Origin of the sequence: Pseudoalteromonas sp. S3431, from assembly GCF_000690035.1 — a bacterium.
GTDB classification, from domain to species: Bacteria; Pseudomonadota; Gammaproteobacteria; order Enterobacterales; family Alteromonadaceae; genus Pseudoalteromonas; species Pseudoalteromonas fuliginea.
Genome location: NZ_JJNY01000086.1, coordinates 1 through 26,654 on the forward strand (window position 1 = coordinate 1; position 26,654 = coordinate 26,654).

General features: G+C 39.1%; 17 protein-coding genes. 11 read left to right on the plus strand and 6 right to left on the minus strand.

What is annotated here, in order from left to right:
• Positions 1-268: 268 nt before the first annotated feature.
• Positions 269-715: a DoxX family protein gene (locus DO88_RS02920; RefSeq protein ID WP_007378229.1), complete on the plus strand. Its 447-nt coding sequence runs from the start codon at positions 269-271 to the stop codon at positions 713-715.
• Positions 716-766: 51 nt separating this feature from the next.
• Here DO88_RS02920 and DO88_RS02915 read toward each other — a convergent pair whose 3' ends face one another.
• A complete protein-coding gene (locus tag DO88_RS02915; protein WP_033040696.1) occupies positions 767-3,853 on the minus strand; it encodes a beta-galactosidase in 3,087 nt (1,028 codons plus the stop codon).
• Positions 3,854-3,965: 112 nt separating this feature from the next.
• On the opposite strand from DO88_RS02915, the gene DO88_RS02910 reads away from it, so the two are divergent.
• The 5 genes from DO88_RS02910 to DO88_RS02890 all read left to right on the plus strand — a co-directional run bounded on the left by DO88_RS02910 (position 3,966) and on the right by DO88_RS02890 (position 10,988).
• Complete coding sequence (locus tag DO88_RS02910; RefSeq protein ID WP_033040699.1) at positions 3,966-4,784, plus strand: AraC family transcriptional regulator; 819 nt, start codon at positions 3,966-3,968, stop codon at positions 4,782-4,784.
• Positions 4,785-4,864: 80 nt separating this feature from the next.
• A complete protein-coding gene (locus DO88_RS02905; RefSeq protein ID WP_008135125.1) occupies positions 4,865-5,185 on the plus strand; it encodes a hypothetical protein in 321 nt (106 codons plus the stop codon).
• A 150-nt stretch (positions 5,186-5,335) separates the two neighbouring features.
• On the plus strand, positions 5,336-6,589 hold the full coding sequence (locus tag DO88_RS02900; RefSeq protein WP_033040701.1) for a TolC family protein: 1,254 nt from the start codon (positions 5,336-5,338) through the stop codon (positions 6,587-6,589).
• Positions 6,586-7,833: an efflux RND transporter periplasmic adaptor subunit gene (locus tag DO88_RS02895; RefSeq protein WP_033040703.1), complete on the plus strand. Its 1,248-nt coding sequence runs from the start codon at positions 6,586-6,588 to the stop codon at positions 7,831-7,833. Before DO88_RS02900 ends, DO88_RS02895 begins: the two co-directional genes overlap by 4 nt.
• Before the next feature lie 8 nt (positions 7,834-7,841).
• Complete coding sequence (locus DO88_RS02890) at positions 7,842-10,988, plus strand: efflux RND transporter permease subunit (RefSeq protein WP_033040704.1); 3,147 nt, start codon at positions 7,842-7,844, stop codon at positions 10,986-10,988.
• Between the two features lie 86 nt (positions 10,989-11,074).
• On the opposite strand, the gene DO88_RS02885 is transcribed toward DO88_RS02890, so the two are convergent.
• The 5 genes from DO88_RS02885 to DO88_RS02865 all read right to left on the minus strand — a co-directional run bounded on the left by DO88_RS02885 (position 11,075) and on the right by DO88_RS02865 (position 18,130).
• Positions 11,075-12,310, minus strand: a complete 1,236-nt coding sequence (locus DO88_RS02885; protein ID WP_007378236.1) for a TMEM143 family protein — start codon at positions 12,308-12,310, stop codon at positions 11,075-11,077.
• Between the two features lie 167 nt (positions 12,311-12,477).
• Positions 12,478-14,730, minus strand: a complete 2,253-nt coding sequence (locus DO88_RS02880; RefSeq protein WP_007378237.1) for a TonB-dependent hemoglobin/transferrin/lactoferrin family receptor — start codon at positions 14,728-14,730, stop codon at positions 12,478-12,480.
• A gap of 93 nt (positions 14,731-14,823) precedes the next feature.
• Positions 14,824-16,317 carry a DUF2271 domain-containing protein gene (locus DO88_RS02875; protein WP_033028714.1) on the minus strand — a complete coding sequence of 498 codons (1,494 nt, stop codon included), beginning with the start codon at positions 16,315-16,317 and terminating at the stop codon, positions 14,824-14,826.
• Between the two features lie 73 nt (positions 16,318-16,390).
• Positions 16,391-17,326, minus strand: coding sequence for a hypothetical protein (locus DO88_RS02870; protein WP_033028715.1), 936 nt, complete (start codon positions 17,324-17,326; stop codon positions 16,391-16,393).
• A 12-nt stretch (positions 17,327-17,338) separates the two neighbouring features.
• Positions 17,339-18,130, minus strand: a complete 792-nt coding sequence (locus DO88_RS02865) for a DUF4198 domain-containing protein (RefSeq protein WP_007378240.1) — start codon at positions 18,128-18,130, stop codon at positions 17,339-17,341.
• A 667-nt stretch (positions 18,131-18,797) separates the two neighbouring features.
• Between DO88_RS02865 and DO88_RS02860 the strand changes: the two genes are divergently transcribed.
• The 5 genes from DO88_RS02860 to DO88_RS02840 all read left to right on the plus strand — a co-directional run bounded on the left by DO88_RS02860 (position 18,798) and on the right by DO88_RS02840 (position 26,481).
• Positions 18,798-19,382: a YqaA family protein gene (locus DO88_RS02860; protein WP_007378241.1), complete on the plus strand. Its 585-nt coding sequence runs from the start codon at positions 18,798-18,800 to the stop codon at positions 19,380-19,382.
• 152 nt (positions 19,383-19,534) lie between these two features.
• On the plus strand, positions 19,535-20,365 hold the full coding sequence (locus DO88_RS02855) for a GGDEF domain-containing protein (protein ID WP_008135144.1): 831 nt from the start codon (positions 19,535-19,537) through the stop codon (positions 20,363-20,365).
• Between the two features lie 222 nt (positions 20,366-20,587).
• Positions 20,588-21,949, plus strand: a complete 1,362-nt coding sequence (locus DO88_RS02850) for a hypothetical protein (RefSeq protein ID WP_008135145.1) — start codon at positions 20,588-20,590, stop codon at positions 21,947-21,949.
• 396 nt (positions 21,950-22,345) lie between these two features.
• Positions 22,346-25,132: a TonB-dependent receptor gene (locus tag DO88_RS02845; RefSeq protein WP_033040706.1), complete on the plus strand. Its 2,787-nt coding sequence runs from the start codon at positions 22,346-22,348 to the stop codon at positions 25,130-25,132.
• 56 nt (positions 25,133-25,188) lie between these two features.
• Positions 25,189-26,481 (plus strand): metallophosphoesterase, encoded by a 1,293-nt coding sequence (locus tag DO88_RS02840; protein WP_050482465.1) that lies wholly within the window; start codon positions 25,189-25,191, stop codon positions 26,479-26,481.
• Positions 26,482-26,654: the final 173 nt, after the last annotated feature.

The following is a 26,654-nucleotide window of genomic DNA, read 5'->3' on the forward strand; positions in this document are numbered from 1 at the left end:
AGCCCACTAGGTTACAAACCTCGCGCCGCGATTTAATCGCCCCTAGATTGAACAAATTTCAATCCACAAAGATCAACACGCCCTAAGTAATACGTTAATAAAAAACCGTCAACCTTTGGGTTGGCGGTTTTTTTATGGATTATTATAAACACTGCGTTGCTAATTAACCAATAAATCCCATGTTAATGTTTTTACTGATGATAGTAAACTGTGTTCAACGGTTAGGAAAAACCTAACGATTAAATAAATTCAAACAGGACTAAAACTCATGAAATTACTAAACACATTACTTAGCTCAAAAGCAGGCGTAGCAGCATTAATTTTACGAGTGCCAGTTGGCCTTATTTTAGCGGCGCATGGTGCACAAAAGCTATTTGCTTGGTTTGGCGGTTACGGGCTTGAAGGCACTGGGCAGTGGATGGCGAGTATTGGTTTAGAGCCTGGCTATTGGTTAGCAATGATGGCAGGTAGCGCTGAGTTTTTTGGTGGCATTGCATTAGCAATTGGTTTGTTAACGCGCCCAGCTGCTGTAGTTTCTGGCTTTACTATGCTGATTGCTATTTTTAGCGTACATATTAGTAATGGCTTATTTATGGCAAACAATGGTTATGAATATGCATTAACGTTACTTGTTGTAACTGTGGTTTTAGCAATTCAGGGAGCGGGAAGTTTTTCGCTTGATAACGTATTAGTTAAAAAACTAGCTAATAAATAGAGTTTTTAAATTAAAAAATAGCGGCCAATTTGGCCGCTATTTTTGTTTAAATTATTTAGCTGAAAAAGTTAAAGAATAACTGTACTGCTTTTGCTCAAGTAAATACTCTTTATGAGTACTTGGGCTCCATGAATCATCGCCACCTACACCCATATGTTGATGATCAATATGTACATGTACGCAATCATCAGCAATGAGTTCGTTAGTATGTTTTGCTTGCGTTAGCGTACTTTGCGAATACTCGCTGGCTGCAAACAAAAACGCGCCAGTCACGGTTAAGTTATTAATACTCAGCAATTGGCAATCGCTACGCAGGCCATTATCAGTTGGGAATATATACGGTGTATGTAGCTCATTTAAGCTCAAGCTGTAATAACCTAAACGAGCTGCGGCTTTGCGATCTGGGTAGTTTTCAAAAGGCCCTAAACCTAGCCAGTTTACTTTTGTATCGCTTTGTTTGTTAAGCGTTGTACTTAGCCCTATGCGCGGCATTGGCGGAAGTGTATCGTTTAAGTGTACGTCAATATTTAAGCTAATCTTACCGGTATTATTTAGTGTATATAGCCACTGTGTTTGAGCCTGTAGCACGCCATTAAACTCGTAATTAAATACACAAGTAATACGTACATCAACACTTGATTTCACGGCGTGAATTGAGCTACATGTGCGCTGCCATTGCCCTATACCTGCACGTAACCAACGAGCCTCCCATGCATTAGGGTCTAGGTTGTCTACTTCGCTTACACCAATGTCGTTATCAAGTGGGGCACGATAAAAGTTATCAACCAGTGGGCTACTAATAACCTGAGTATCGTTTTGTAACCACTGCTCTATAAGCCCTGATTGCTTGCTAAAAATAAGTTTAAATTTATCGTTTTCAATACTTAGTTGAGAGTCGGTTTCGCTAACACTTATAGCGTTTTTCTCAGATGATGATGCAAATGACTTACTGCTTAAATTGTTACTATTTATAAGCTTAAACTGCTCTGAATCCATAACGTGATTAGCATTTGCAAAGTGTGAGTCGTTAATTAGTGCTACATCTAAATTAAGGTGATATTGCGCACCTTGCTCAAACGCTGTTTTAGTTTTAATTGTTAACGTGTGCGTACTTTGCGGAGCAATATTAATAATTTGCTCGCCTTGTTCAACACATTCGCCATTTTGCATTAATTGCCAAACGAGCTTTTCGTTATCTGTGTGTCTAAATACATAATCGCTAAATACATCAATAGTGTATTGGTTTTGATTTTGCTCATGCAACGTAAATTGTAAATGTTGCTGGCTGTATTTAGCTTCAAACAGGCTAGGGTGGGGCGTGCGGTCTGGAAATAATAAGCCGTTAATACAAAATTGGCGGTCATTTAGTTCATCACCAAAGTCGCCGCCGTAAGCCCAATAATGCTTGCCGTTTTCGTCTGTTTTAGATAAACCTTGGTCTACCCAATCCCAAATAAAGCCGCCTTGTAGGCGTGGGTATTCTCTAAATGCTTGCCAGTAATCGTCAAAGCTACCTAGGCTGTTACCCATTGCATGGGCGTATTCACATAAAATAAGCGGGCGAGTCTCACCTGGTAGGCTTAGCCACTTTTTAATAGAGTATTTAGGTACCGCATCGTCTTTAATATCGGTATCTACACGGGCGTACATTGGGCAAATAATGTCGGTAGCTTTTGTGTTTGCGCCGCCGCCTTCGTATTGCACAGGGCGCGAAGGGTCAAAGCTTTTTGACCAGCCGTACATAGCATCATGATTGGCGCCGTGTCCGCATTCGTTTCCTAGTGACCAAATAATAATTGAGGTGTGGTTTTTATCGCGCTCAACCATTTGTGTATAACGCGACATAAATGCACCAGCCCACTGCGGATCGCTAGCTAAACGCCCCATAGGAAACATGCCATGGGTTTCTATATTTGCTTCATCAACTACGTATAAACCTAGCTCGTCACATAGTTCGTAAAAACGAGGGTGGTTAGGGTAATGAGCAGTACGCACGGCATTAAAGTTATTTTGCTTCATCAGCTTAATATCTTCAATCATATCGGCGGTAGTAACTGTATGGCCGTTTTCTGGGTGGTGTTCGTGGCGGTTAACACCGCGAATAAGTAGCGGTTTGCCGTTTAAGCAAAGCTGCCCGTTCAGCATTTCTACTTTTCTAAAGCCAATGTTGTAGGCTTCTGCGTCTATAGTATTGCCTTGATCATCAAGCAGACTCACAACGCAGCGGTATAAGTACGGGGTTTCGGCGGTCCATTTTTTAGGGCTTTGTATATCAATTGTTTGAAATACAACATCGCTCCAGCCACCTTTTTCATCAACACGTTTATTGTTAGTACTTTGAATTTGTGGCTCACATAGCGCCTGTTCGCCATCAAAAACTTGCACTGCTACTTGATAGTTATTTGGCGCATTAATCGCCGTTTTTATCTGTAGCGTTGCATCGCGATAGCAAGCGTCTAAATCGGGGGTTATAAACACATCACGAATTTGGTTTTGCGGTTTGGTAAGTAAGTTAACATCGCGGAATATACCGCTTAGCCACCACATGTCCTGATCTTCTAAATAACTGCCATCGCTCCAACGAATAACCATAACGGCAATACGGTTAGTGCCTGCAACTAATAGTTCGCTTAAATCAAACTCGCTCGGTAAACGGCTATCTTGTGAATAACCCACCCATTGTCCGTTACACCACAGGTGAAACGCCGAGTTAACGCCTTCAAAAATAATATGATTACGCTGAGTTAGCTTACTTTCGCTTATATTAAATTCAATGCGGTAACAGCCTGTAGGGTTGTCGCTTGGTACAAAAGGCGGGTTAACTGCAAATGGGTACTTAACATTACAGTAAATAGGTTTATCAAAGCCGTGTAATTGCCAGTTAGAAGGCACTGTAATACTTTGCCAGTTGCTATTTAGTGTTTCACTTAGCAACGATTCATCAACTGCTTCGGGTTTATCAAATAATTTAAAGTCCCACTGACCGTTTAAACTTTGTTTTTGCGATTGCGTGTTAGTACGGGCATGGTCAACGCTTTTAAATCCATTGAGTGGGCTGTGCGCTTTTACTTGATTAACTTGTACTGAAATTGGGTTTTCCCAATCGCGGCGATTAATTATGTGCTGTAAAGAGGTCATGTTTATCCTATTGCATAAGCGGGCAATTATAATGCGCTAAATATAGCTAAAAATAATCGCAGGGGTTATGCTTAAAGCTCTCCTTTATTTATCCAAAACTATCATTGTAATTATGCGCTATAACATTAAAGACATACTCGATATTGGTCCGCGCTGTATAGAACGCTTTATTGATTCACAAACGCTCGCGCAAATGCCAAACCTTGAAATAGCACTTGCGGGTTGCTCAAACCTATCGGGTCGTTATTGCGTAGCACGCTCAGCACCGCTAGAACATACACTTTTTTATACGCTTGCAGGGCAGGGTAAATTAACAACACAAAATGAGCAGTACACACTTAATGCTAATACACTTATTGTGCTACCAGCAAAGCAAAGCTTTGAAGTGAAAATTGATGCTGAACATTGGGATGTTATTTGGTTAAACCTTGCAAATACTAAACGTTGGCAGCATTTAAACTTAGCGCAAGCATTGGTATTAACCGAGCAAAAACTTGAACCGTTACACCTTGCTATGGAGCTTTTATACAGCGAGCCCAATGCTAATTTACGCGAAAGCGTAACGCCTATTTTAAGTCATTACTTAAATGCTACGCTGCAAAATAACTCTCAGGGTGCGGCGCATAACCGTTTAATTAGTTTGTTTGAAGAGGTAGATAAGCGCTTGCAGTTTGATTGGACAATAGAGGCAATGTGCGAACATGTGCATTACTCACCGCCGCATTTGCATCGTTTATGCCAAGCGCAATTTGGTAAAAGCCCAATACAACAACTTATTTATTTACGAATTGAACGGGCTAAAAACTTATTGTTAAACACGGCTTGGCCAATTTCGCATGTGGCAAGTTATGTGGGGTATTCTAATATTTTTAATTTTTCCAAACGTTTTAAGAAGTCGGTAGGTGTGTCGCCAAGCGAATTTAGAAAATAACGTTAGCGGCTCTCTACATTTGAATAAATTTAAGGTATTGTGCGATTTCTTAAATTGCATTTTAGAGTTTTAGGTAGGTAATGCGCTCAAACCGTTTTTTAATAGTGATATTATTAGTGCTTGTACACAGCTTTATTAGCTGTGATGGCGCTGCGTATCATTTGCAAGAAGACGTTGATCACGTAACCAGTTCGTTATCGCAAGGCGACTCCACAGCCGATGATAACCAAAGCGATAAAACATCAACTACCGAGATTCATGCCCACCAACATTGCCATTGTGGCTACAACAGCACCTCTAGCCATTCAATAAGCCCAGAGCAAAGTAAAGCAACTTCGCCTGCGTGCTATAACGGGTTAAATTACCCGCCAGATGTACCGCCACCAAATTTTTATAGCTAGTTTCTAACTTTAAATACTTTGTATATTAGAGCCTGCGTTTATGCGCTATTAGGCTAGTTATATGCATATTTAGGTTACTTGATCGCGCTTGTTTTTAAAGTAGGCGTAGTGATTAAGTTAACTCTGTTTATTAAAAAACGGACACGCTATATGAATAAAAAACCAATTATACTGGTGGCGCTAATGTGCGCGTTACCTGCTTTTAGTATTTTGGCGAATGTTAAAACATTAACCCTTAAGCAAGCGCTGAGTAATACCGAACAACAAAACCCGGTATTAAAACGCTACCCTTATCATCAAAAAATATTGAGTGCGCTTAAATCTCAAGCTGCACTTTCGCCTAACCCTGTATTGAATGTTGAAGCCGAAAACTTACTTGGCACTAACAAGGCGCGTGGCATTCAAGGCGCTGAAATAACACTCGGGCTTAGCCAGCTAATAGAGCTGGGCGATAAGCGCCAAAGCCGTATTAATTATGCAACCGCCAATATTAAAGCCCAAGCAATACAGTATGAAAATACCCGTTTAGCGTTATTGGCAACCACTGCTGAGCGATACTATCAAGGGCTTAAATTTCAAACATTATTAAGTTTGAACAACGAGCGTAAACAGGTAGTTACCCAGGCGCTTAAAGCGATTGAACAAAGAGCCAATGCGGGTGCTGCGTCGCAAGCTGATGTAACGCGCATGCGTTATGCACTTAGCCAAGTAGAGCTTGATAAAGCCATGCTTAATAGTGAATTTGAGCGAGCAAGTTTATCGCTTAACGAGCTGTGGAGTGAGGAGCAACCCTACAACACTTTTGCTGGCAATATTAATGCAATTACTGCGCTTAAATCAGCGCAAGCACTTTTAGATGCGGTTAACCAAGCCCCTGAATTTGCATTATTACAGCAGCAATATTTACAGCAAACAGCTAACTTAACACTGCAAAAAGCAAACGGACAAACCGATATTAATATAGGGGGAGGCGTGCGCTATAACCAACAAAGCGACTCCAGCTCATTAGTGTTTTCGTTTTCTATGCCACTGCAATTAAGTAATTCAAATAGCGGAAATATTGCAGCTGCAAATAGTCAGCTCATGCTTTTAAATGAGCAGCAAGGGCAATTGCGCATCCAGTTACGCCAGCAAGTACGTACTTTGTACGCTTATTATCAAGGTCGAGCTAATCAGGCAAAGCTATTATCTGATCAAATTATTCCTCAGGCACAAACATTGATTGAGCAAAGCTTAAAAAGTTATCAACGCGGACAAATTTCGGTGTTGCAATTACTTGATGCTCAACAAGCACTTTTTGATTCTAAACGCACACTAATTACAACTCACGCAGAGCTGTACCAAGTGCTACTTACTCTTGAGCGTTTAACAGGCCAATCTTTAATTGAGACTCATCAATCATGAATAAAAATATAATCGCATTACTAGTATCACTTTCGTTTGCCTGCAGCTTTGTAAGCACTGATGTATTTGCCTCTGCTGAACATGGCGAGTCAGGCCATAAAGAAACAGAGCAACACGAGAAAAAACAAGGTCCACACGGCGGCTTTTTATTAACTGACTCTAAATTAACCCTTGAGCTTAAATTGCAAGAATTTGCAGGTAATGTTGAGCTGCGCGTATACGGCTATAAACAAAATAAGCCAATTAATATAAACGACTTAAACATAACAATGAGTTTAAAGCGCTTAGTTGAAGGGTCGCAAAATATACAGTTTGCAGCTGAGGGCGACTACCTTGTTAGCACACAATCAATTAACGAACCACATTCGTTTGCACTTACCGTTACTGCTAATTATAAAGGCGAGAGCATTAGCTATGAGTACGACCAACACGAAGGCCGTACCACGTTAACAGAGCGAGCTATTAAGCGCGCTGGCATTAAAATCGAGATAGCGCAAAGTGGTGAAGTGGATATTACCGATACGCTTTTTGGTGTTATTGCACCAACGCAGCACGGCACGGTAGAAGTAATGGCACCGTATACAGGATTGATCAGCGATATTTTTGTAAGCATTGGTCAAAGCGTTAAAAAAGGCGACGTACTTGCCAATGTAACCAACCGCGAAACACTGCAAAACTACCCTATTAAAAGCCCAATTAGCGGCGTTGTAACCGAGCAATACTTAAAGCGTGGCGAGCTTGCAAGCACCAGCGCACTGATGCAGGTAGTTAACCTTGATAAAGTGTGGGTTGAGCTGTCGGCTTTTCCTGAAAACATTGAAAAACTCGCCATTGGCCAAAGCGCTAAAGTGTACGACTTGCATCACCATTTAAATACGCAAGGCAAAGTGTTTTTTATAGCCCCAATGATGACAGGCGGGCACATAGCGCGTGCCCGTATAGAGCTTAATAACCCAGACGGGCATTGGCGCCCAGGCATGCATATAAATAGCGATGTAAGTGTGGCTAAAATAAATGTCAGCGTGCGTGTAAAGCCACAAGCCATTCAAGAGTTTAACGGTCAACCCAGTGTGTTTGTTCGTAAAAATAATGTATTTGAAGTGCGCCCCGTTACCTTAGGCGCAAAAAATAGCGAGTGGGTAGAAGTACTTGCAGGTTTAAACGCGGGTAGCGAATACGTAACAGACAATAGTTACGTCATTAAAGCTGATATTTTAAAAAGCGGCGCAAGCCACGCTCACTAGGAGGCACCATGATTAATTGGATAGTTTCTTTTGCGGTTAAACGCCGCATGCTGGTGCTTGCGCTTACATTTTTATTTGCTGGATTTGGTGTATACAACATTCAAAATTTAGCGGTAGACGCAGTACCCGATATAACTAACGTACAAGTGCAAATTAATACCAAAGCGCAGGGTTTTACGCCATTAGAGGTAGAGCAACGCATTACTTATTTGGTAGAAACCGCCATGGCGGGCATACCTAAGCTTGATTACACCCGTTCGCTTTCGCGTTATGGGCTTTCGCAAGTAACGGTTATTTTTGATGAAGGCACCGATATTTATTGGGCGCGTCAGCAAATTGGTGAGCGTATTCAAAGTATTCGCTCCGACTTACCTAATAACGTAGAGCCAAACTTGGGTCCTATTGCCAGTGGTTTAGGCGAAATATTTACTTATAGTGTGCACGCCGCGCCTAATGGGTTAAAAGAAGATGGTACCGCCTACAACGCTGAAGATTTACGTACTTTGCAAGATTGGGTTATTCGTCCGCAGCTTTTAAAAGTAAAAGGCGTAACCGAAATAAACAGCCAAGGTGGTTTTGAGCGCCAATATCAAGTAGCGCCAGTGCCCGAAAAACTCATTGCTTATAAGCTTACTATTAGCGATGTAATTAGTGCACTTGAGGTTAATAACAGTAACCGAGGCGCAGGCTATATTGAGCGTTTTGATGGGCAATATTTAGTACGCTCACCAGGGCAGTTAAAAACCATTGATGACATAGCCAATACCGTTATAGCTAAGCGCGACGATGCACCTGTACGCATTAAAGATGTGGCTAACGTGCTTTTAGGCAAGGAGCTTAGAACTGGCGCGGCCACTTATAACGGCGAGGAAACCGTGCTCGGCACCGCCATGATGCTAATTGGCGAAAACAGCCGCGTAGTGGCAAAAGCGATGGCTGATAAGTTAGTTGATGTGCAAAAAAGCTTACCCGCTGGCGTTATTGTTGAAGCGGTTTACGACCGTACAACTCTTGTTGATAAAACCATAGCAACCGTGCAAACCAACTTATTTGAAGGTGCCATTTTAGTGATAGTGATTTTGCTATTACTGCTGGGTAATGTAACGGGCGCGCTTATTACGGCAATGGTTATTCCGTTGAGTATGTTGTTTGCCGTTACAGGTATGGTGGGTAATCGCGTATCGGGTAACCTAATGAGCCTAGGCGCAATCGATTTTGGTTTAATTGTTGATGGCGCTGTAATTGTAGTTGAAAACTGCCTGCGCCAACTCGGTGTAGCTCAGCATAAACATGGCAGGCTACTTACCTTAAACGAGCGTTTAAATGTAGTGACCGCCGCCACCAAAGAAGTATTTACACCGGCTGTATTTGGTATTGTTATTATTATGCTGGTTTATTTACCTTTATTTGCACTAAGCGGCGTTGAAGGCAAAATGTTTCAGCCAATGGCATTTACAGTAGTTGCGGCGTTAATTGGCGCGCTTATATTTGGCGTTACCTTTGTTCCTGCTGCTATTGCAGTGTTTGTTCGCGGTAAGGTTGATGAAACCGAAAATGCACTCATGCGCGGCGTTAAAAAAGTGTATAAACCATTACTTGGTATATCGCTTAAATTACCGTGGCTGATGGTGGGTATTGCCACTGCATTAGTATTAGTGCTTGGTTTTAAAGTTAAAAACATGGGCGCAGAATTTTTACCGAAACTTGATGAGGGCGATATTGCTATGCACGCGCTGCGCATTACTGGCACTGGTATTGAGCAATCTGTGCAAATGCAAAAAGAACTTGAGCAAGCCATATTAGATCAGCCTGAGGTTGCTAACGTATTTTCAAAAATTGGTACTGCTGATGTAGCAAGCGATCCTATGCCGCCCAATGTTGCTGATACTTTTTTAATACTTAAACCGCAAGAAGAGTGGCCTAATCCAGCACTCACTAAAGCAGAATTGGTTCAGCAAATTCGTACCCGTGTTAACGATGTACCAGGTAATAATTACGAATTTACACAACCAATAGAAATGCGCTTTAACGAGTTAATTGCTGGCGTGCGCGCCGATGTGGCACTGCGTATTTATGGTGACGACTTAAGCGTACTTAAAGAGTTTGGCGAAAAAGCCACAGGGCTAATGCGTAATATTGCAGACGCTACCGATGTACGTTTGGAGCAAATGGAAGGATTGCCAACACTTTCGGTAACACCAATGCGCGACCACATGGCGTTATTGGGTTTAAGCGTAAACGATATTCAACAAACACTTGCCGCCGCTGTTGGTGGTGTGCAAACCGGACTAATTTACGAGGGCGATAAACGTTTTTCGTTATTAGTGCGCCTTGATAAGCGTTGGTCTAGCGATGTATCAGCACTTGCTCGTTTGCCAGTTGCTTTACCTAAAGATAGTAACCCAGAACTTGCATTTGTACCGCTTGGCGAAGTAGCGACAATCAGCATTGAAAAAGGGCCTAATCAAATAAACCGCGAAAGTGGTAAGCGCAATGTAGTAGTAACTGCCAATGTAGAGGGGCGCGATTTAGCAAGCTTTGTAAGTGATGCGCAAGCGAGCATGAATGAATCACTTAATTTACCAAGTGGCTATTGGCTTGAATACGGCGGCACGTTTGAGCAGCTACAATCGGCAAGTAAGCGATTGTCGTTGGTTGTGCCGGTCACTTTACTGCTTATATTTGGCTTACTGTATAGCGCCTTTGGATCGCTTCGTGATTCATTGATTATATTTAGTGGTGTGCCACTGGCATTAACGGGGGGTGTGCTTGCGTTATTGCTGCGCGATATGCCGCTTTCAATTTCAGCGGGTGTGGGGTTTATTGCCCTAAGTGGTGTCGCGGTATTAAACGGCGTGGTTATGCTGTCGTTTATTAAGCAGTTACGAAGCGACGGCTTAAGTTTGTTTGAAGCAATTCACAGCGGTGCATTACAGCGCCTGCGCCCAGTACTGATGACTGCGCTGGTGGCAAGTTTAGGCTTTATACCTATGGCGCTTAATTCGGGAACGGGTTCTGAAATGCAAAAACCTCTCGCCACAGTAGTGGTTGGCGGGATTATTTCATCAACTTTACTGACACTGTTAATATTGCCTGCGCTTTATAAGTTAGTGCATTCTAAATTTACTAAAAAAGCAGAAGCTGAATTAGCTTAAATACTAGCTATTGATAATATAATAAAAAAGCAGCTGTACTTATCAGCTGCTTTTTTATTTGGGTATTATTTAGCAAAAATACTACATTAATTATATTGAAAAAGATTATCCCAGCGCTCATCCAGTATCGTTTTTGCATGATCTAAATTTATTGCGCTATACACATCACTAGTGCACGTTACCAAACGCATACGCACCAGCTTTTCAAGTGCGTCGCTAATTTCAAAATCAAGATCGCACTGGTATTTACTTTTAAACCAATGCTCTATTTGTTCATCAAGCGTTTGTGCGGTTAAGCCGCTTTCTGATTTGAGTAAAAAGGTATACGCAAGCAGGGCTTCTTTTATGTCTTCTTCTTCGGCGGCGTCAATAAGCGTGTGAAAAACACCCGCGTTGTTATCGAGGTTTTTAAAGTAGAGGTTATCGCTAAGGGCTTTCATAAATTTTATTTTACGGTTTTTAAACTTACTCCATTCTTTAAAAATAAAGCTGCCAAAAACCCCCATGCCAATAGCAAAGGTAATAAAATGTTGTTGGGTCATTTCTACAGCTTCACTTCTAAAACCACCCCAAAAAGCAAACAGAGCAAGCAATAATACGATTGATGCGCCAAGTTTAGTTATAAGTACCACTGCACCGCCAACTAAAGCCGATGAGCCAATAATTGCTTTATCAATAGGGCGCATGCGTACTTCGCTATTAGGAAATAGCATTTCGAGATCAGCTTTTGGCACATTTTGAAACAACTTTACTATGGTTGAACTTGGCTCAAACCCCATTGGCGTTTTATTTTTAGCTGCAAAATAAGCGCTGTCTTTAAAGCGAATAAACACCGCAACTCGGTCGTAATTAGTAAAGTGCAGCGGTTTTTTACGAAGGCCCCAAAAGCTGATGATGGTTTCAGTGAGTTGCGACTCGCCACGGCGATAAAATACCACTTCTTCAAAGTCGTCAAACTCAACCTCAAGGCGCACTTTAAATAGTGATTCTTCGTTTAATGCCTCTTGTAAGTCTTCATTGGTGATCACTTCAAAATTAGCAGCATTGAGTACTTTGGCAAAATCTTTAGCAAACTCATGTTGGCACTGCGCTTTTTGATCCGCCGATACTGGCGCTAACGATCGCGTGTCACTGTTGGGATCAAACGGGGCGTAGTTATTTTTAAGTGATTCAAGTGTTGCGTGGTAATCGTAATGAATAAGGCTTGCTAGTAAATCACAAAATTGTTTAAACGATGTTTTTTGTGTACTGCTTCTAAGCTCTTCGCTACACATATCAACAATATCTTGCTTTCTAAAGGGAATAAAACGCGCACTTTGCATAAATTTAATAACTACTTACAATTAAAATACTCACTACTTTTAATTGTAAGTTAATTTGTCTGCTATTTCTAACGTGCTTTTTGTTTAAGCACTATTTATCTTGGCTAGAAGGAAAAAAGCCGAGTTATAGTCATAACTCGGCCTAAATATTAATTATTTTGTGTACCTTAAAATTTATAACTTACATTTACACCTAAATTACGGCCTGCTTCGCTGTAGCGTTTAATGCCGTTATCAGTCACTCCGATCCCAGGTCTCATATCACCTTGGTCAACAAAGCGAACACTATCCCAACGGTAATATTCTTTATCTGTTACGTTGTATACGCCTGCAACCAAGCGTAAAGACTCAGTAATATTGTAATACCCAGTTAGGTCAATAATTGTTGCTGCATTACTAGAATAAAGAGGGTATGTTTTTTCGCCATTTTCATCGATTGTAAAGGAGTCTTTATCTTCTTTACCTGCAGTGTAAGAAGCATATGTGTGAACGCCCCAATTACCTTCAGGCTGGTCGTAGCTTATTCCCCACGTTAAATTAAACGGCTGAATAGAGTAGATAGGCGTATCTTCGCTATTTTCACCACTTGTATAAGCCGCTTGTACACGCGTTTTTAAACCGGGTGTTAAATCAAATGTGCGGCTTAGGTTAAGGTCGGCCGAGAACTCAATACCTTTAATTTCAACGGTATCTGAATTAAAGTTGACAAAAAATCCATCTGGGTCTGTTTCACCCGTATTAGTATTTATGCCTTGGCGTTTTTCGCTATCAATAAAGTCTTTATACTTACTGAAAAAAGTACCTAAACGAAAACTACCTTTAGAAAACTCACCAACTAATGCAACGTCATAGTTAGTGCTGTATTCCGCTTTTAGATCGGCATTGGGAACTTCATTCCAATCATCGAGAGTGCCACTTGTTGTGTACATATCTTCAATGGTAGGTGCTCTGAAGCCAGTTGATACACCCATTTCAATACTAAATGAATCATTGAGTGCTTGTTCAATGCCAGCTGTCCATGTTGCCATAGAGAACGAAATTTCTCCTAATGTTCCTGATTCATCTGAATAGTTTTCATCTGCTTTAGCATTATATGTATAGTGGTCATATCGTGCGCCAAGACGCGCCTGAGTTGTTTTTCCAAGATTAAACGTATCTAAGGCGTATAAAGTATAAATGTCGGCTTCTGATTTTGGGATCAAAGCTTGGCTGCTTGATTCTACCCAACCCTTGTCGTTTAAAATGCTGTTAGACTTTCGTACTTGTGAGTTTTCATAGTCTTTATTTAATATTTCAGCACCATAAACTAATTTATGTTTTTGTTGCGCAAACTTAAATGACTTCTCTAGATCAACTGTTACTTGGAATAGGTCTTGATTAAAAGCACGTGTATCAACACGGTCTTCATCGGTAGTTATTCCACCACCAAAACCAAATCTAGCGTGTTGGCTCGTATTAGCCGCAAAGTCGATACTTTGTTTATTTAATGCAGTGGTTATTTTATCAAAAAGAGCTGTTTCACCTTCGTATTTATGAAAAACACCAACTCGGGTTGTTTTACTTATATCGTTGCCTACTCGGTTTGAATACCAACCCCCATTAAATGATTGCGTATCAGTAATTACTTTTGTTTTATAATAAGTACCAACAAATCCAATTTCATTGTCAGGACTAATTTCATAAATAAGCTTAGCTAGTACACTATTTAACTTAGTATCTTGAGGGTCAGGAATTTCTCTGGCAGAGCCTTCTATATCAGCGCCATTCATATCATAGTTTTCAAATTCATTACCATCGCGATAGGTATAAATAATGAGTGATTCTAGAGCACCAGTTCTATTAGCCGCAGTGAGTGAGGTCATTGTTTCGCTATTTTCACCACTGTAGCCTGCTTTTATGGCAAAACCTGAGTCATCGCCTTGATAAGAAAGAAAATCGTCAGGATCTTTCGTTGTCATATTAACGGCACCAGCAAGCGAACCGTTACCCGATAAAATAGCATCAGCACCTTTAACAATTTCAACTGATTTTAGTGCTTCAATATCGACACCATTACGTGAACCTTTAAAATATCCGTAAGCTTGTCCGCTTTCGTACTTTAGTGTTTCGCCCTGTGGCACACCATCAACATTAATAGCAACTCGGTCTTCATCTAATCCTCTAATATTAAAGCCACTTGCACCCCAGCGATCATCACCTTTTGATACAGATACACCAGGTACTAATTTTACTAAATCTTCAAAGTTATCAACTTGGCGAAGTGCTAATTCTTCACTACTAAGTACTTCTACTACCGCATCACGCTCAATGCTTTGAGATTTAACAACCGTTTTTTCTAGTGTTTGTATGGTCTGTCCGAAAGCTTGCCCACTAAGTGCAATGGTTATTGCACTGGTTAAAATGGATTTTTTATATTTCATGATGATCCCTAATTTAATGTTAATTTAAATGCAAAGGCAAACGATTGCGATTTACACATTTATTTTTTAATAATACCTTTAAATGAGTAAGCGTTAGAGGCGATTATTATTTGTTGTTTTATAAGTTATGCTTACAATTCCCAGTTCACCTTTAGCAGGAATGACTAATTTTTTAGGTAGTGAGGCTGATTCAGTATGAGGGCTAAACTCAAATTCAATCCGTTTATAGTTGTGGCCTCCACCTTCTCTTGCCGCTTCTATATTTAGATAGTATTTAGCTTTTCTATCAAATTCACCATTGTTATTTAGGCCACTCCAAAGAACTTTATATTCTCCTGGTCGGCGAGTTGGACGAGCTATACCATCTAATAAATCTGGATTTTTACGACCGACACGTCGCCACCAACGACTGTTTTCTTTAGCCCATCGATTACTTTCACCCAGTAATAGTAAATTATAAACACTACGGTTTTGGCGATCGCTTATCCAAATAGCAACATAAGGTTTTTCATATTTAGCTACTTGTAAATTAGGTATTTGATATTCTATTTGCAGTGAGTTAGCAGAAAGCTCATCAATGGCTTCAGTTTCAGAGCCTACAAAAGTATGCCATCCAGCTGATGCCACTTTTAAACCTTGAGGCGATACTATTAATGCTTCAACATTTTCTAGTTGATTAACCCAATCTATTCCTTGTGATATTGATTGAGTGCTTAATGCCGTTGCGATGGCATCTGCAGTGACGGCGTCTTTAGCTATAACCGTTGCAGATGGCGCATAGTCCATTGGCCAGCCATCTTGTGGATCTAAAATATGACTAAATTTTCTTCTTTGAATCTGTCTAAAGCGATTATGGTGACTACTTGATGCAATGGCCATATTTGATAAATTCACATAATATGGCGCTGCTGATTGAGCATCGTTTAGATTTGTCGGATCGGCTATTGCAACATGCCATTTAGCATTATTATTTGGTTTTCCCCAATAATATGCATCACCGCCAATATCTAATTTTAATCCCGTTGCATCAGGCAATAACGAATGCAAATGCGCATAAGCTAAGTCAATAATAAACCCTTTTGCTAACCCCGCAGGATCAAGTGCTATTTTTTCATCTAATATTACACTGCTTTTTACAGCATCAATGTTAATGGTTGAGCGTTGGATGTCGCGAGCTTTATAACGTACGGCAATCCTATCTGGTACGCTATCAGTGCGTTCAGCGGCTAACCAAAGCTCTTTTAATTTTCCCATTTTGCAACTGAATTTTTTATGCGAAGCGGCATGCCATTTTTCACATAATTCAACAATTTCAATTAATTCACTAGGAAGGTTTTGTTTACTTCCTAATTTGTTTAGCAAGCTAATCTGACTCTCTTTTTGCCACGTTGAAAGAATCCCTTCTAAGCGTGTTATTTCATTTAATGTACTACCTATCGCTTTTTCGGCTTGCAGTTGAGGTACACCTGCAATGCTTATATCCATTGATGTACCTAATACATTATCGTAATGGGCATTTACCATTGCAAGAACTGGCTGTGTGTTAAAAATAAGCAATAAAGCAGCACCGAATATTTTTTTTAACATGATTTATCAACATTCCTTAATTCAATATTGTTCTCCCTGCCTGTAAATTTATTGGCAGGGAGGCGTTTAATATTCAGTAATTAGTGTTTGATGATTTTGCCGTTTTATTGTTGCTCACATATTCATTTTTTTTAGGCGCTGGATCTAGGTTGTTGACGATACCGTCTTTGTCAGTATCCCAACGTGTAAAACTACGATGCCCTGACAGCTGGTATTCAGCAAAGGTCATTGCACCATCTTCATCTTTATCTAAAACATTAAAACGAATGTGTGTTTGTTTTAATGCAGCTTTGCGTGTACTGGCTATCTTTTTATCTAAACGGTTTTCATATTCAAAAATATACTCTTGCTCTGTTAGCCAATTATTAGCATCTTCGTCGGCACGATTAAAGTCTTGTCGACGGCGTTGGTTAAATTCTTTTTGGGTAATAATGTTATCTTGATTTAGGTCGTATTTAATAAAAAAACCTTTTCGATCGTGCGTTGTTGGCATACGAAGTAGGCGTTTTGCTCTGTTTAATTTGTTTTGTTTTTCTTGTGCTAATTGCTGCTCAGTTTTTTCAACCGTTTTCTTTTCTGTTTTTCTTTTTGGCTCAGGATCTAGGTCGTTAATTGTGCCGTCTTTATTTACATCATATTTTGTAAAACTACGTACACCAGATGCTTGGTATTCTTGCCATTCCATTTTAGCATTTTCATTTTTATCGAGTGCTTTGAAGCGTACTGTGGTTTGTTTAACTTGCACTAATCTATCAAGGGTAAGTTGTTTATCCATACGGTCTTGGTATTCAAAAACATATTCGTTTTCGCTTACTGCGCCATCCTTATTTTCGTCAGTGCTGTTAAAGTTATTCTGTCGGGCATTGTCAAATTCAGCTAAGTGCACATTGCCGTCATTGTTGGTATCGTATTGGTTTATGTAAATCGACTTGCTATGCGATGCTGCATTTGTGACTGTACTTAGTAGTGCTAAAACAGTAGTAAAAGTAATCGTTATTATTTTGTTCATTTTATTTCTCGTTTATTCTGTCGCTTCAACAACAAGGGTGTAGGTATTACTGATTTGAGGAGCCGGAGAGCCTTTAGGTGCATCACTTTTATAACGTGCACGTAAAAGGTATACGCCTTGTTTTTGTGGCATAAAGCTAAACTCGCCTTTATCGTTACTTTTTAATGAGATGGAAGGTTTATCATTGCTAAATTGATCGTTCGCCTGAAAAACATCAACAGTTAAGTCAGCCAGTGGTTTTCCATTAAACACGCTAACCATTGATAAACGTTCACCAACAAAAAGTTCATTAGGGTGGCTTTTAGCAACAAACTCTAAGCCTTGACCGTAAGGTTTTAGGGCTGTTTCACTTGGGGCACCTTTGGTTACATAACTTTCAGCTAAGGTGAGTGATTGGAAAAAGGCGAGTAACTTTCCTCCCTCAGGGATTGCATCCATTGGGTTTTCTAGCGATTTTCTTTCACCGTTTATTTCATACATTTTAAACACACGGCCTAAGCGTTTACCTGTGCTAAAGCGATAAGTACCTTCTTCTTTTAGCTGATGTTCTACAACCATACGTAAATGCAATTTCACAACATTATCAGGATTTATGGTTTCACCATTAGGAGTAATTACAGTAAAAATACTGTTATTAAACGCAAGCTCAGGAACAAAAAATTTCTCTGCAAAAGCAGCGTCTAAAGTAACGTTATCTTGACTTGATTCATCAAAAGAGTAGGGCGCTAAATAAGGAGTGTGGGCATAACTTGTTGCACAGACTGTGAGTAGCATCACACCTGTTAATAGTTTTTTTAAACGCATAATAAATTCCTAATTAAGTAAACAAATAATACAGTTGAGCGGGAATAATTTCGCCATATTATATATAAATACGAATAATTCGCAATATCATTTTCATTTAATTGGTGTGTTTTTTACATGAATATGTTTTCAGTAAAAACCTTGGACTTAGCTTGTAACGTTTATTGCTTATAAGGCGAAAGATATGTAATAAATAGCGACTTGCTCATAAATATGTATTTTCATCCTGTATTAAGCTGAATATGCGATGATACTTCGCAAGTTAGTTATATTGTTACTTGGATTGTAGGGAGGTTAATTTAACCTGAACTGTGGATAATAAATCTATCTCAAGCAGCTATTTTCAGCGCTCACTGTGTTGAATTTACTTGCAACAGGCCAGCTATTGACGCGTAAGCTCGTCTTGCTTTCACTGAAAATTTCTGGCTAGAGAATATAAATTTACATATCACTATAATTCAATACGTTGGTAAATATCTTAACCAGAACTCAGGTTAATTTAACTTTATTAGCATTCGATTTTGGTGGGTTTATCTCTGTAGGTTAAATTTACGGTAGTGTTTTTTTAGGTGAAATAGACTTTATATTTGCTTTAAGTGTCTGATAAATAAAAATAAAGCCCTCTGCTTTATATTGTCGAGAGTTTAAATTATAGAAGGGAATTATAATGGCTATTCAAAAAAAGCTTAAACAAAAAACACGTCAATTTATAGATTCTAAGCATATGTTAAGTGGTATTACCGTTGCGTCTTTTTTAGAGTCGACTATAGTCCCTATTCCACTTGAGGCTGTTTTAGTGCCATTAATGCAAGCTCGACGTGAAAAACTTTGGCTTATTGCATTTATGGCTACTTTGGGATGTGTTGTGGGAGCTCTGTTTGGCTATGCTTTGGGTTATTACCTATTTGACGCCGTTGGTGATTGGATCATTAATACGTTTTCAACACCTGAGCAATTTAAAAATGTTCAGCAACAAATGCAAGAACAAGGTTTTTGGTTTGTTATAACGCTTGGTATTGTACCAATCCCTTTTCAAATAGCGATGCTTGCTGCTGGTGCAACTAAATATTCAATTTGGTTATTTTTGTTAGCCAGTGCTATTGCACGTTCTATTCGTTATTTTAGTTTGGCTATTATTGTGTATTACGCGGGTAATCAAGCTGAACGGATAATTAGTAAACATAAAACTAAGGCTATGATTGGTTTAAGTGTTTTAATACTAGGGACATGGGGGGTAAGTACACTCATTTAACGCAGTGGTTTTGTATCTGAATTTTGAACGTGTGTTATAATTTTACGTGTTGCTCATATAGCCTAACGTAAAATTGGACGATAATGAATCCCGAAATAGTAAGTATAAAGTTAAGTCGCTTTGTCCATCTCACTAAGCTGAATAAGCTTTTAATGTTTATACTTCTTTCCTATATTTTGGTGTTTTCTGCTTATTCTTTAATGAATTTCCCTTTTTTAGATTTTAAAAATAATATTTATGGTTTTACGACGGATGTTATTAATTTAATAGTCATTGTTGCTATTTTTTGGGTTGTACAGTGCTCAAAGTTAGCTAAAAAAGCATATTTTTACGTAAGCACTGGATTGTTATTATGGATTGTCGGTATTACGGCTGATGTGCTTGATGAGGTAGTTATACCGCCTTACTGGGTAAGTTTGTATGTTGAAGATTTATGCCGAACTATAGGCATGACAATAACCGCTTTTGGCTTGTTTAAAACTATGTTATTTATGCAAAAAATGCATAATCGGCTAGCTAAAGAGCTCATTATGGATGATTTGACTAATGTGCATAACCGGCGTTGTTTTTATCGATATGTGAAAAATGTGACGACACCCGCATACACTCTTTTAATAATTGATATAGACCATTTTAAATCTATAAATGATGACTTCGGTCACGATATGGGAGACAAAATACTTAAAGAGTTTGCCTATAAAGTGAATGCTTTATTTGATGACACGAGTATTTTTGCTCGAATTGGTGGTGAAGAGTTTGCCGGTTATTTCCCCCCAAGTAATATTAATGATGTGACTGATTTTTCCCAAACTATTTTAGAGCTCGCTCATACAATTAATGTGAAAAACGACCGCTTTATAACTGTAAGCATAGGTATTGCACAACGCATTGAACGAGAGTTGTTTGATGAGGTAATGAAGCGAGCTGATCTTGCTTTGTATAAAGCAAAAGAAACTGGCCGTAATAGGTATGTAGTGAGCTGATCTTTTCAACCTCTAAACGCAGACGTTAAAACGCTAAGCATTTGCTGTGGTTGTCCCTCAAACTTTCCCTTTTGTAATCTATTATCAATATTAAAGACACTTTCATACACTTTTTAACGTTTACGTCAGGAAGTGTCAGTGCGAGTAATGCTTTGTAAATTATGAAATTAAAATAGGGTATTCGAGTCATAAAAGGGATTTTAATAATAAGGAATAACTCTAATGACCAACTCCCTGTTTAAAGCTGCTTTACCACTTAGTTTAATCTCTATCTTAGCCGGTTGTGGCTCCGATGATAGCTCAAGTGATACCGGTTATATTCAATTATATAATGGCTCTTATAACAGCCCATACACTCGACTATTTATTGATGAAACAGAGCGTTCAGGTACTGACTTTGCTGATGTAACTACTCGTCACAACTACAGTACTGACACTTATGATGTAAGTTTTGAGTACCTTGATGCCAACGACAGTTACATAACCATTAGTGAACAAGAAGTGTCGATTAAAGGTGATAAAACGCAATTAATTGTGATGAGTGGCGATTTTGCTGAGCCTATATTCACAGAGCTTAGCGTGCCTATCTCTAGTGACACTGATGAATTTAACTTAGGTTTTTTTAATACCACGAATGAAAATAATAACTATGATATTTATATAGCTACGGATGATGGTGTATTTGAAAGCGCAACATTATTTGCCTCTGCGCAGTATTTGACTGAGCCCGATCTGCAAACACTTGAAGAAGGGTATTATACAATTTATGTGACAGCGGCAGGTAGTTCGGATGTTATTTTTGAATCACCTTCAGTTTATTACTACGACGAAGCAAGCTACGTTGCTATGATCCGTCCAAGCTATGCAACCGAAAAAAACGGTATTACGCTTGATATAGTGACTGATAATAACTATGTCACGGAGCTAAATCATCAAGATGCACAAGGCCAATTACGATTCATTAATACAATGGATAGCTATTCACCGGTTAGCTTCTCAATTACTCGTGGTACTACAGAGTTAACAACCGATACAGTAGCCAACGATACTTATACTAACTATGTTGAATTATCGCCTAACAGCTACAGTGTTGCTATGTATGACGAAGAAGGCACTAAGCTTGCTGATAACTTTTTAATGACGTTAGAGCGTGAACAAAGTGCAGTGGGGATTTTTTATAACGACGAAGAAAATGGTCCTCGTATGATGAGCGTAGAAGAAAACCTTACACCTAGCAGTTATAGTCATACGGTATCAGTTGTAAATTTAATTGAAAATTATGCAGGTCAATCAGTCTCTGAAGTTGACGTGTACTTTACACTTAACGGTGAAACAGTAGAAGACACAAGTAATGTTGTTGATGGGCTTGATAAATACGATCAAGAAGAGCAAGTCGTAGACAACGAGATTTACACTGTTTATGCAGTATTTGAGGATAACGGGCAGCAAATTGTGCTTATCCAACAAAGCGATATGGACTTTACGCAAGAAGGAAACTACATACTTATCTTAGAGCACGATACAACAACGAGCTCAGGTTATAAAATGACCTTAGAACGTACGATCACCGATAGTGTTGAATAGTTAGTTTTAAAAATAGTACATGCCCTGAGTATTTTTTACTTGGGGCTTTTTTTTGATTAAAAATAACAGGTTTGTTTGTTGATGGAGACAGGTTGTATTTTGGTCGTAAACAGATGTCTTAGTTAAGTTAGAGTCTGAACAGCTCAACATATTTAATCGTTTATTATTTTAGCTCTATTTTGTTTGTAGTTTTTATTATCAAACCGTAATTATAGGTAAATTAAGGGGAGTCAAATTAGCTCACGTTGTCGTTTTTTTGTAAAAAAAACAACATAAACACATGGTTTAAATAGGGGATAAAAAACACTGACATATTTAATTCATCTTCTGTAATTAGGATGTCCGTGCCGAGCCAGTATGGCCTATTAATCATAAGCAGCAATTAAGAGAAACATTATGAACCCTTTTAAATCATCACCTTTTATTAAGTCGAGTCTCGCATTAGCATGTTGTGGCATTTTATATACAACCCCAGTTTTAGCTGATGGCGCCGTTAAAGGACGCATTACCGATTCAAGTCAAAGTGTTTACTTTGGTGGTGCAAAAATTACTGTAAAAGAACTAAATCTAAAAACAGTCAGCGGGCGTGATGGTACTTTCTCATTTAATAATTTACCAGCAGGGGATTACACCTTAATGGTTGATTATATTGGTGCATCCTCGGTAGAGAAAAAAATAAAAATTGTTGATGAAAACGTGTTCACGCAACAAATAATAATAGGTGAGCAAGAGGATGCGATTGATAATATTATTGTTTATGGTCAAAGTGCAGGGCAAGCTGGCGCGATTAACAGACAAAAAAATGCCAGTAATCTAAAGTCAGTGGTAAGTGCTGATTCAATTGGTCAGCTCCCAGATCAAAATGCAGCGGAAGCTTTACAACGCCTGCCGGGGGTTTTTATAGCGCGAGATCAAGGCGAAGGACGTTTTGTTGGTATTCGTGGTATCGATCCTAATTTAAATAATGTGACCGTGAATGGCCTTAATGTACCTTCTCCCGAGGCCGGGGTTCGCAGTGTGGCAATGGATGTTATTCCAAGTGAATTAATTCAAAGTTTAGAAGTAAGTAAAACGGTCACACCTGACATGGATGCAAGTGCGATTGGTGGTTCAATTGAAGTTAAAAGTTTAAGTGCTTTTGATAAATCTGGGCAGAGTTATAGCTTCACCGCACAAGGTTCATATAATGAACTTGAGTCGGACACTAGCCCTAAACTTTCGGCAAGTTTTACAGATGTTTATGAACTCAATAACGGTTTGGATTTAGGGGTAGCGACTGCTATTTCGTGGTTTAAACGTGACTTTGGTTCTCGTAATGTTGAAACTGATGGTGGCTGGAGCGAATTTAAAGTTGAAGATGACGCTACGGGTGAAGATATAAAAATCTTTGGAGCAGAAGAGATTGAGCAACGCCAATATCAAATTACACGTGAGCGTTTAGGTGCTGCGCTTAACTTTGATTTACACAGTGGTGTAGCAAATCGATACTATTTACGCACACTTTACAGTGATTTCTCGGATGATGAATACCGCCAGCGTAAAGAGTTTAAGTTTAGCGATGGCCAAGTTAATACCCATGATAATAACAGCGCTTCTTTTTCTGACGCTGAAATGGACCGAGATACGAAAGATCGTTATGAAGAACAAAGCATTTTGTCATTGGTCGCAGGTGGCGAGCATCAATTAAACAATTGGTTTGTTGAATACAGCGTCGGTTACTCAAAGTCAGACGAAAAAGAGCCAGATCGCTTAGATGTAAGCTTTGCGGGTGAAGGGCTTGATTTGGGTTATATTGCACAAAGTGAAATACCAAGCTTATCTCAATCATCTAATGCTAACGACATGAGCAATTTTGTTTTAGATAAAGTAGAGGCTAACGACAATCTTAGTGAAGATGAAGCAATGACCTTTAAGGTTGATTTCAGTCGTGATTTTGTTTGGAATAATAACAATGGTGAATTCAAGTTTGGCGCTAAATATCAAAGCCGTGAAAAACGTAACGATGTAAATGTTTGGATTTATAAGGATGACTTACAAGGAGCACTCGCGAGTGACTTCGCTGCGCCTGTCCCCGACTATGATTTAGGAGAATTTGGTCCTGGTCTAAATCGTTCAGCTATCCGTCAATTTGTGAATAATAATCGTGATGCATTTGAACTGAACGAAAACGACTCACAAGTTGAGTCCGATGGTGCAAGTTATACCAGTAATGAAGATATTGTTGCAGCTTATGCAATGGTAACGTTAGATATTGATAAGTTACAAATTGTCGCAGGCCTTCGTTATGAAGGAACTCAATTTGATACTGAAGGTAATCAGGTCGCGCTATTAACTGACGATGTAAACGATACGGAAGTAGTTACAAGCACGCCTTGGAAAGCCACAAAAGATTATGATCATTTTTTACCTAGTTTAAATATGCGCTATGAGCACAGTGATAAATTAGTGTCTCGTTTTGCCTATACAAATACAATTGCACGCCCTTCATTTAAAGATTCTGCGGCGTTTCAGTTAATTGAATCTGAAAGCAGTGAAGATGACGGCGTAATTTCCGTTGAGCGTAAAGCTGAAGTGGGGAACCCCGATTTAGACCCTTATGAATCAATGAATCTCGATGCCTCTATTGAATACTACCCAGGCAGTATTGGGGTACTTTCAGCGGGGCTGTTCTACAAAGATATCGACAACTATATTGTTCAGCAAGAAGTACAAGATAACGGCCAATGGAATGGTTACCAAGAAGTTGTGCAAATGGTTAATGGTGGCTCTGCATCACTAACAGGGCTTGAACTTAACTGGAGTAAAACGTTTGATTCTGGTTTTTTAATTAGTGCAAATGGCACATTTATTAATGCTGACGATGGCTTACCAAATCAAGCAGATAAAATAGGTAACTTTATTGTTGGTTATGAAAACAATGTAATTAGCACTCGTTTGAGCGCATCTTATAAGAGTGAAAGCTTCCAATTTGAAGATGCTGACATGAATGTATATGAAGATAGTCACACGCAACTAGATTTCAGCGGTAAGTACTTTATAAATGATTCTGTTAATGTTTACTTTAATGCGAAAAACTTAACCGATGAGCCTTTGTATCTTTATCATGGTGAGCGTAAATACAACTACCAATATGAATCATACGGTCGTACTTATGAGCTAGGGTTTACTATTAACTCTCTTTAATTTACACAACTAAAAAGGCCTACTTGATATAAGTAGGCCTTTTTGTGGAATATAAAATGATGAACAAATTACTTCTTTCACCACTTGCATTTGCTTGTTGTATGTTACTTAGTGCGTGCAGTGCGCAGGCTGAAAAAACACCTAGTAAAAATATAAATTTTATCGCTTTTGGGGATGGCGGCTATCACGTTGACTACCCCAAAAAGAAACAGATTAAAAACCCCAAAAACAAAACTGAATTTATAGCCAAAGAATTACAAGATTGGCTTGAAGATTATCGACCACGTAAAGAGTTTGATCATGCTCCTATTTATGTGTATCCGGGGACAGATATAGCAACCGAACAAGGTGGTGCACAAGCGGTTGGCCTAGCTATGGCTAAATTATGTGAAAGCAAAGAGTGTCAGTTTGCTATTCAATTAGGCGATAATGTTTACCCCGATGGCGCAGATGCTAATGATGGTAAAGATGATCAAAAACGTTTACATGATTTAATTTATGCCCCTTTGAAACCTTTGTTCGATGCTGATCCATCTTTGATTGTATATTCTGCTTTAGGTAACCATGACTGGCGCAGCTCTCGAAAAGGGGTGGCATTACAAACTGAGTGGATGGCGCAACAACCTAATTTTTTTATGGGTGAACAAGGGTACTACAGTTATAAAAAAGGGACGCCAGGTAACGACGTAGAATTTTTCGTTTTAGATACAAATATGCTGTTGGCGGGGCAAACATACTATAAAGTGCCGCTTAACCCTGATGGCAGTGAAGGTAATGAACAACAAGCAATTAAAAGTGGTGCAGCCAAGCTTGAAGTTCATGATAAGCACGAAGGACCAAAAAATGGCGAAGATATTAAGCAACTAGCATGGTTAAAAAAAGAAATTGCTAACTCAACGGCTAAGTGGAAGTTAGTGTATGGGCATCATATTTTATGGTCAATTGGTGGTACAAAATACACAGAAGGACATGTGTTACGGCGTTTACTAATGCCAACACTATGTAAATATGCTGATGGCTATATTGCGGGTCATGAACATGATTTAGAACTGTTAACTGATGATTGCTCTGAGTTTGATAGCGGCAGTAGTCATGGCAAATTACCGCTTATAATATCTGGTGCAGCTTCAAAAATGCGTGGCAAACATTCCCCATTTGCACAGTTTCAAGCCCAAAAATATCCGGAGTATGATTTAGTGTGGTCAAAGAGCTTTGTTTGGGGCTTTAGTCACATAAATATTGATAATCAACAAGATCAACTTAAAGTTAGTTTTTATACAACGCCGCGAAACTTAAGTGGTGGGTTGATAGATGAGGGGCAATTTAGGTTTAAAAAACGCACACAATAATATAAAAGCTTAACACAACAAAAGCCAAGCTGTGCTTGGCTTTTGTATTATTTATTGATGCTAATTAAGCTGAACTCTGGATAATAAATCTATCATGAGCAGCTATTTTTAGCGCTAACTACGTTGAATTTACTTGCAATAGGCCAGCTATTGACGCGTAAATTCGCCTTGTT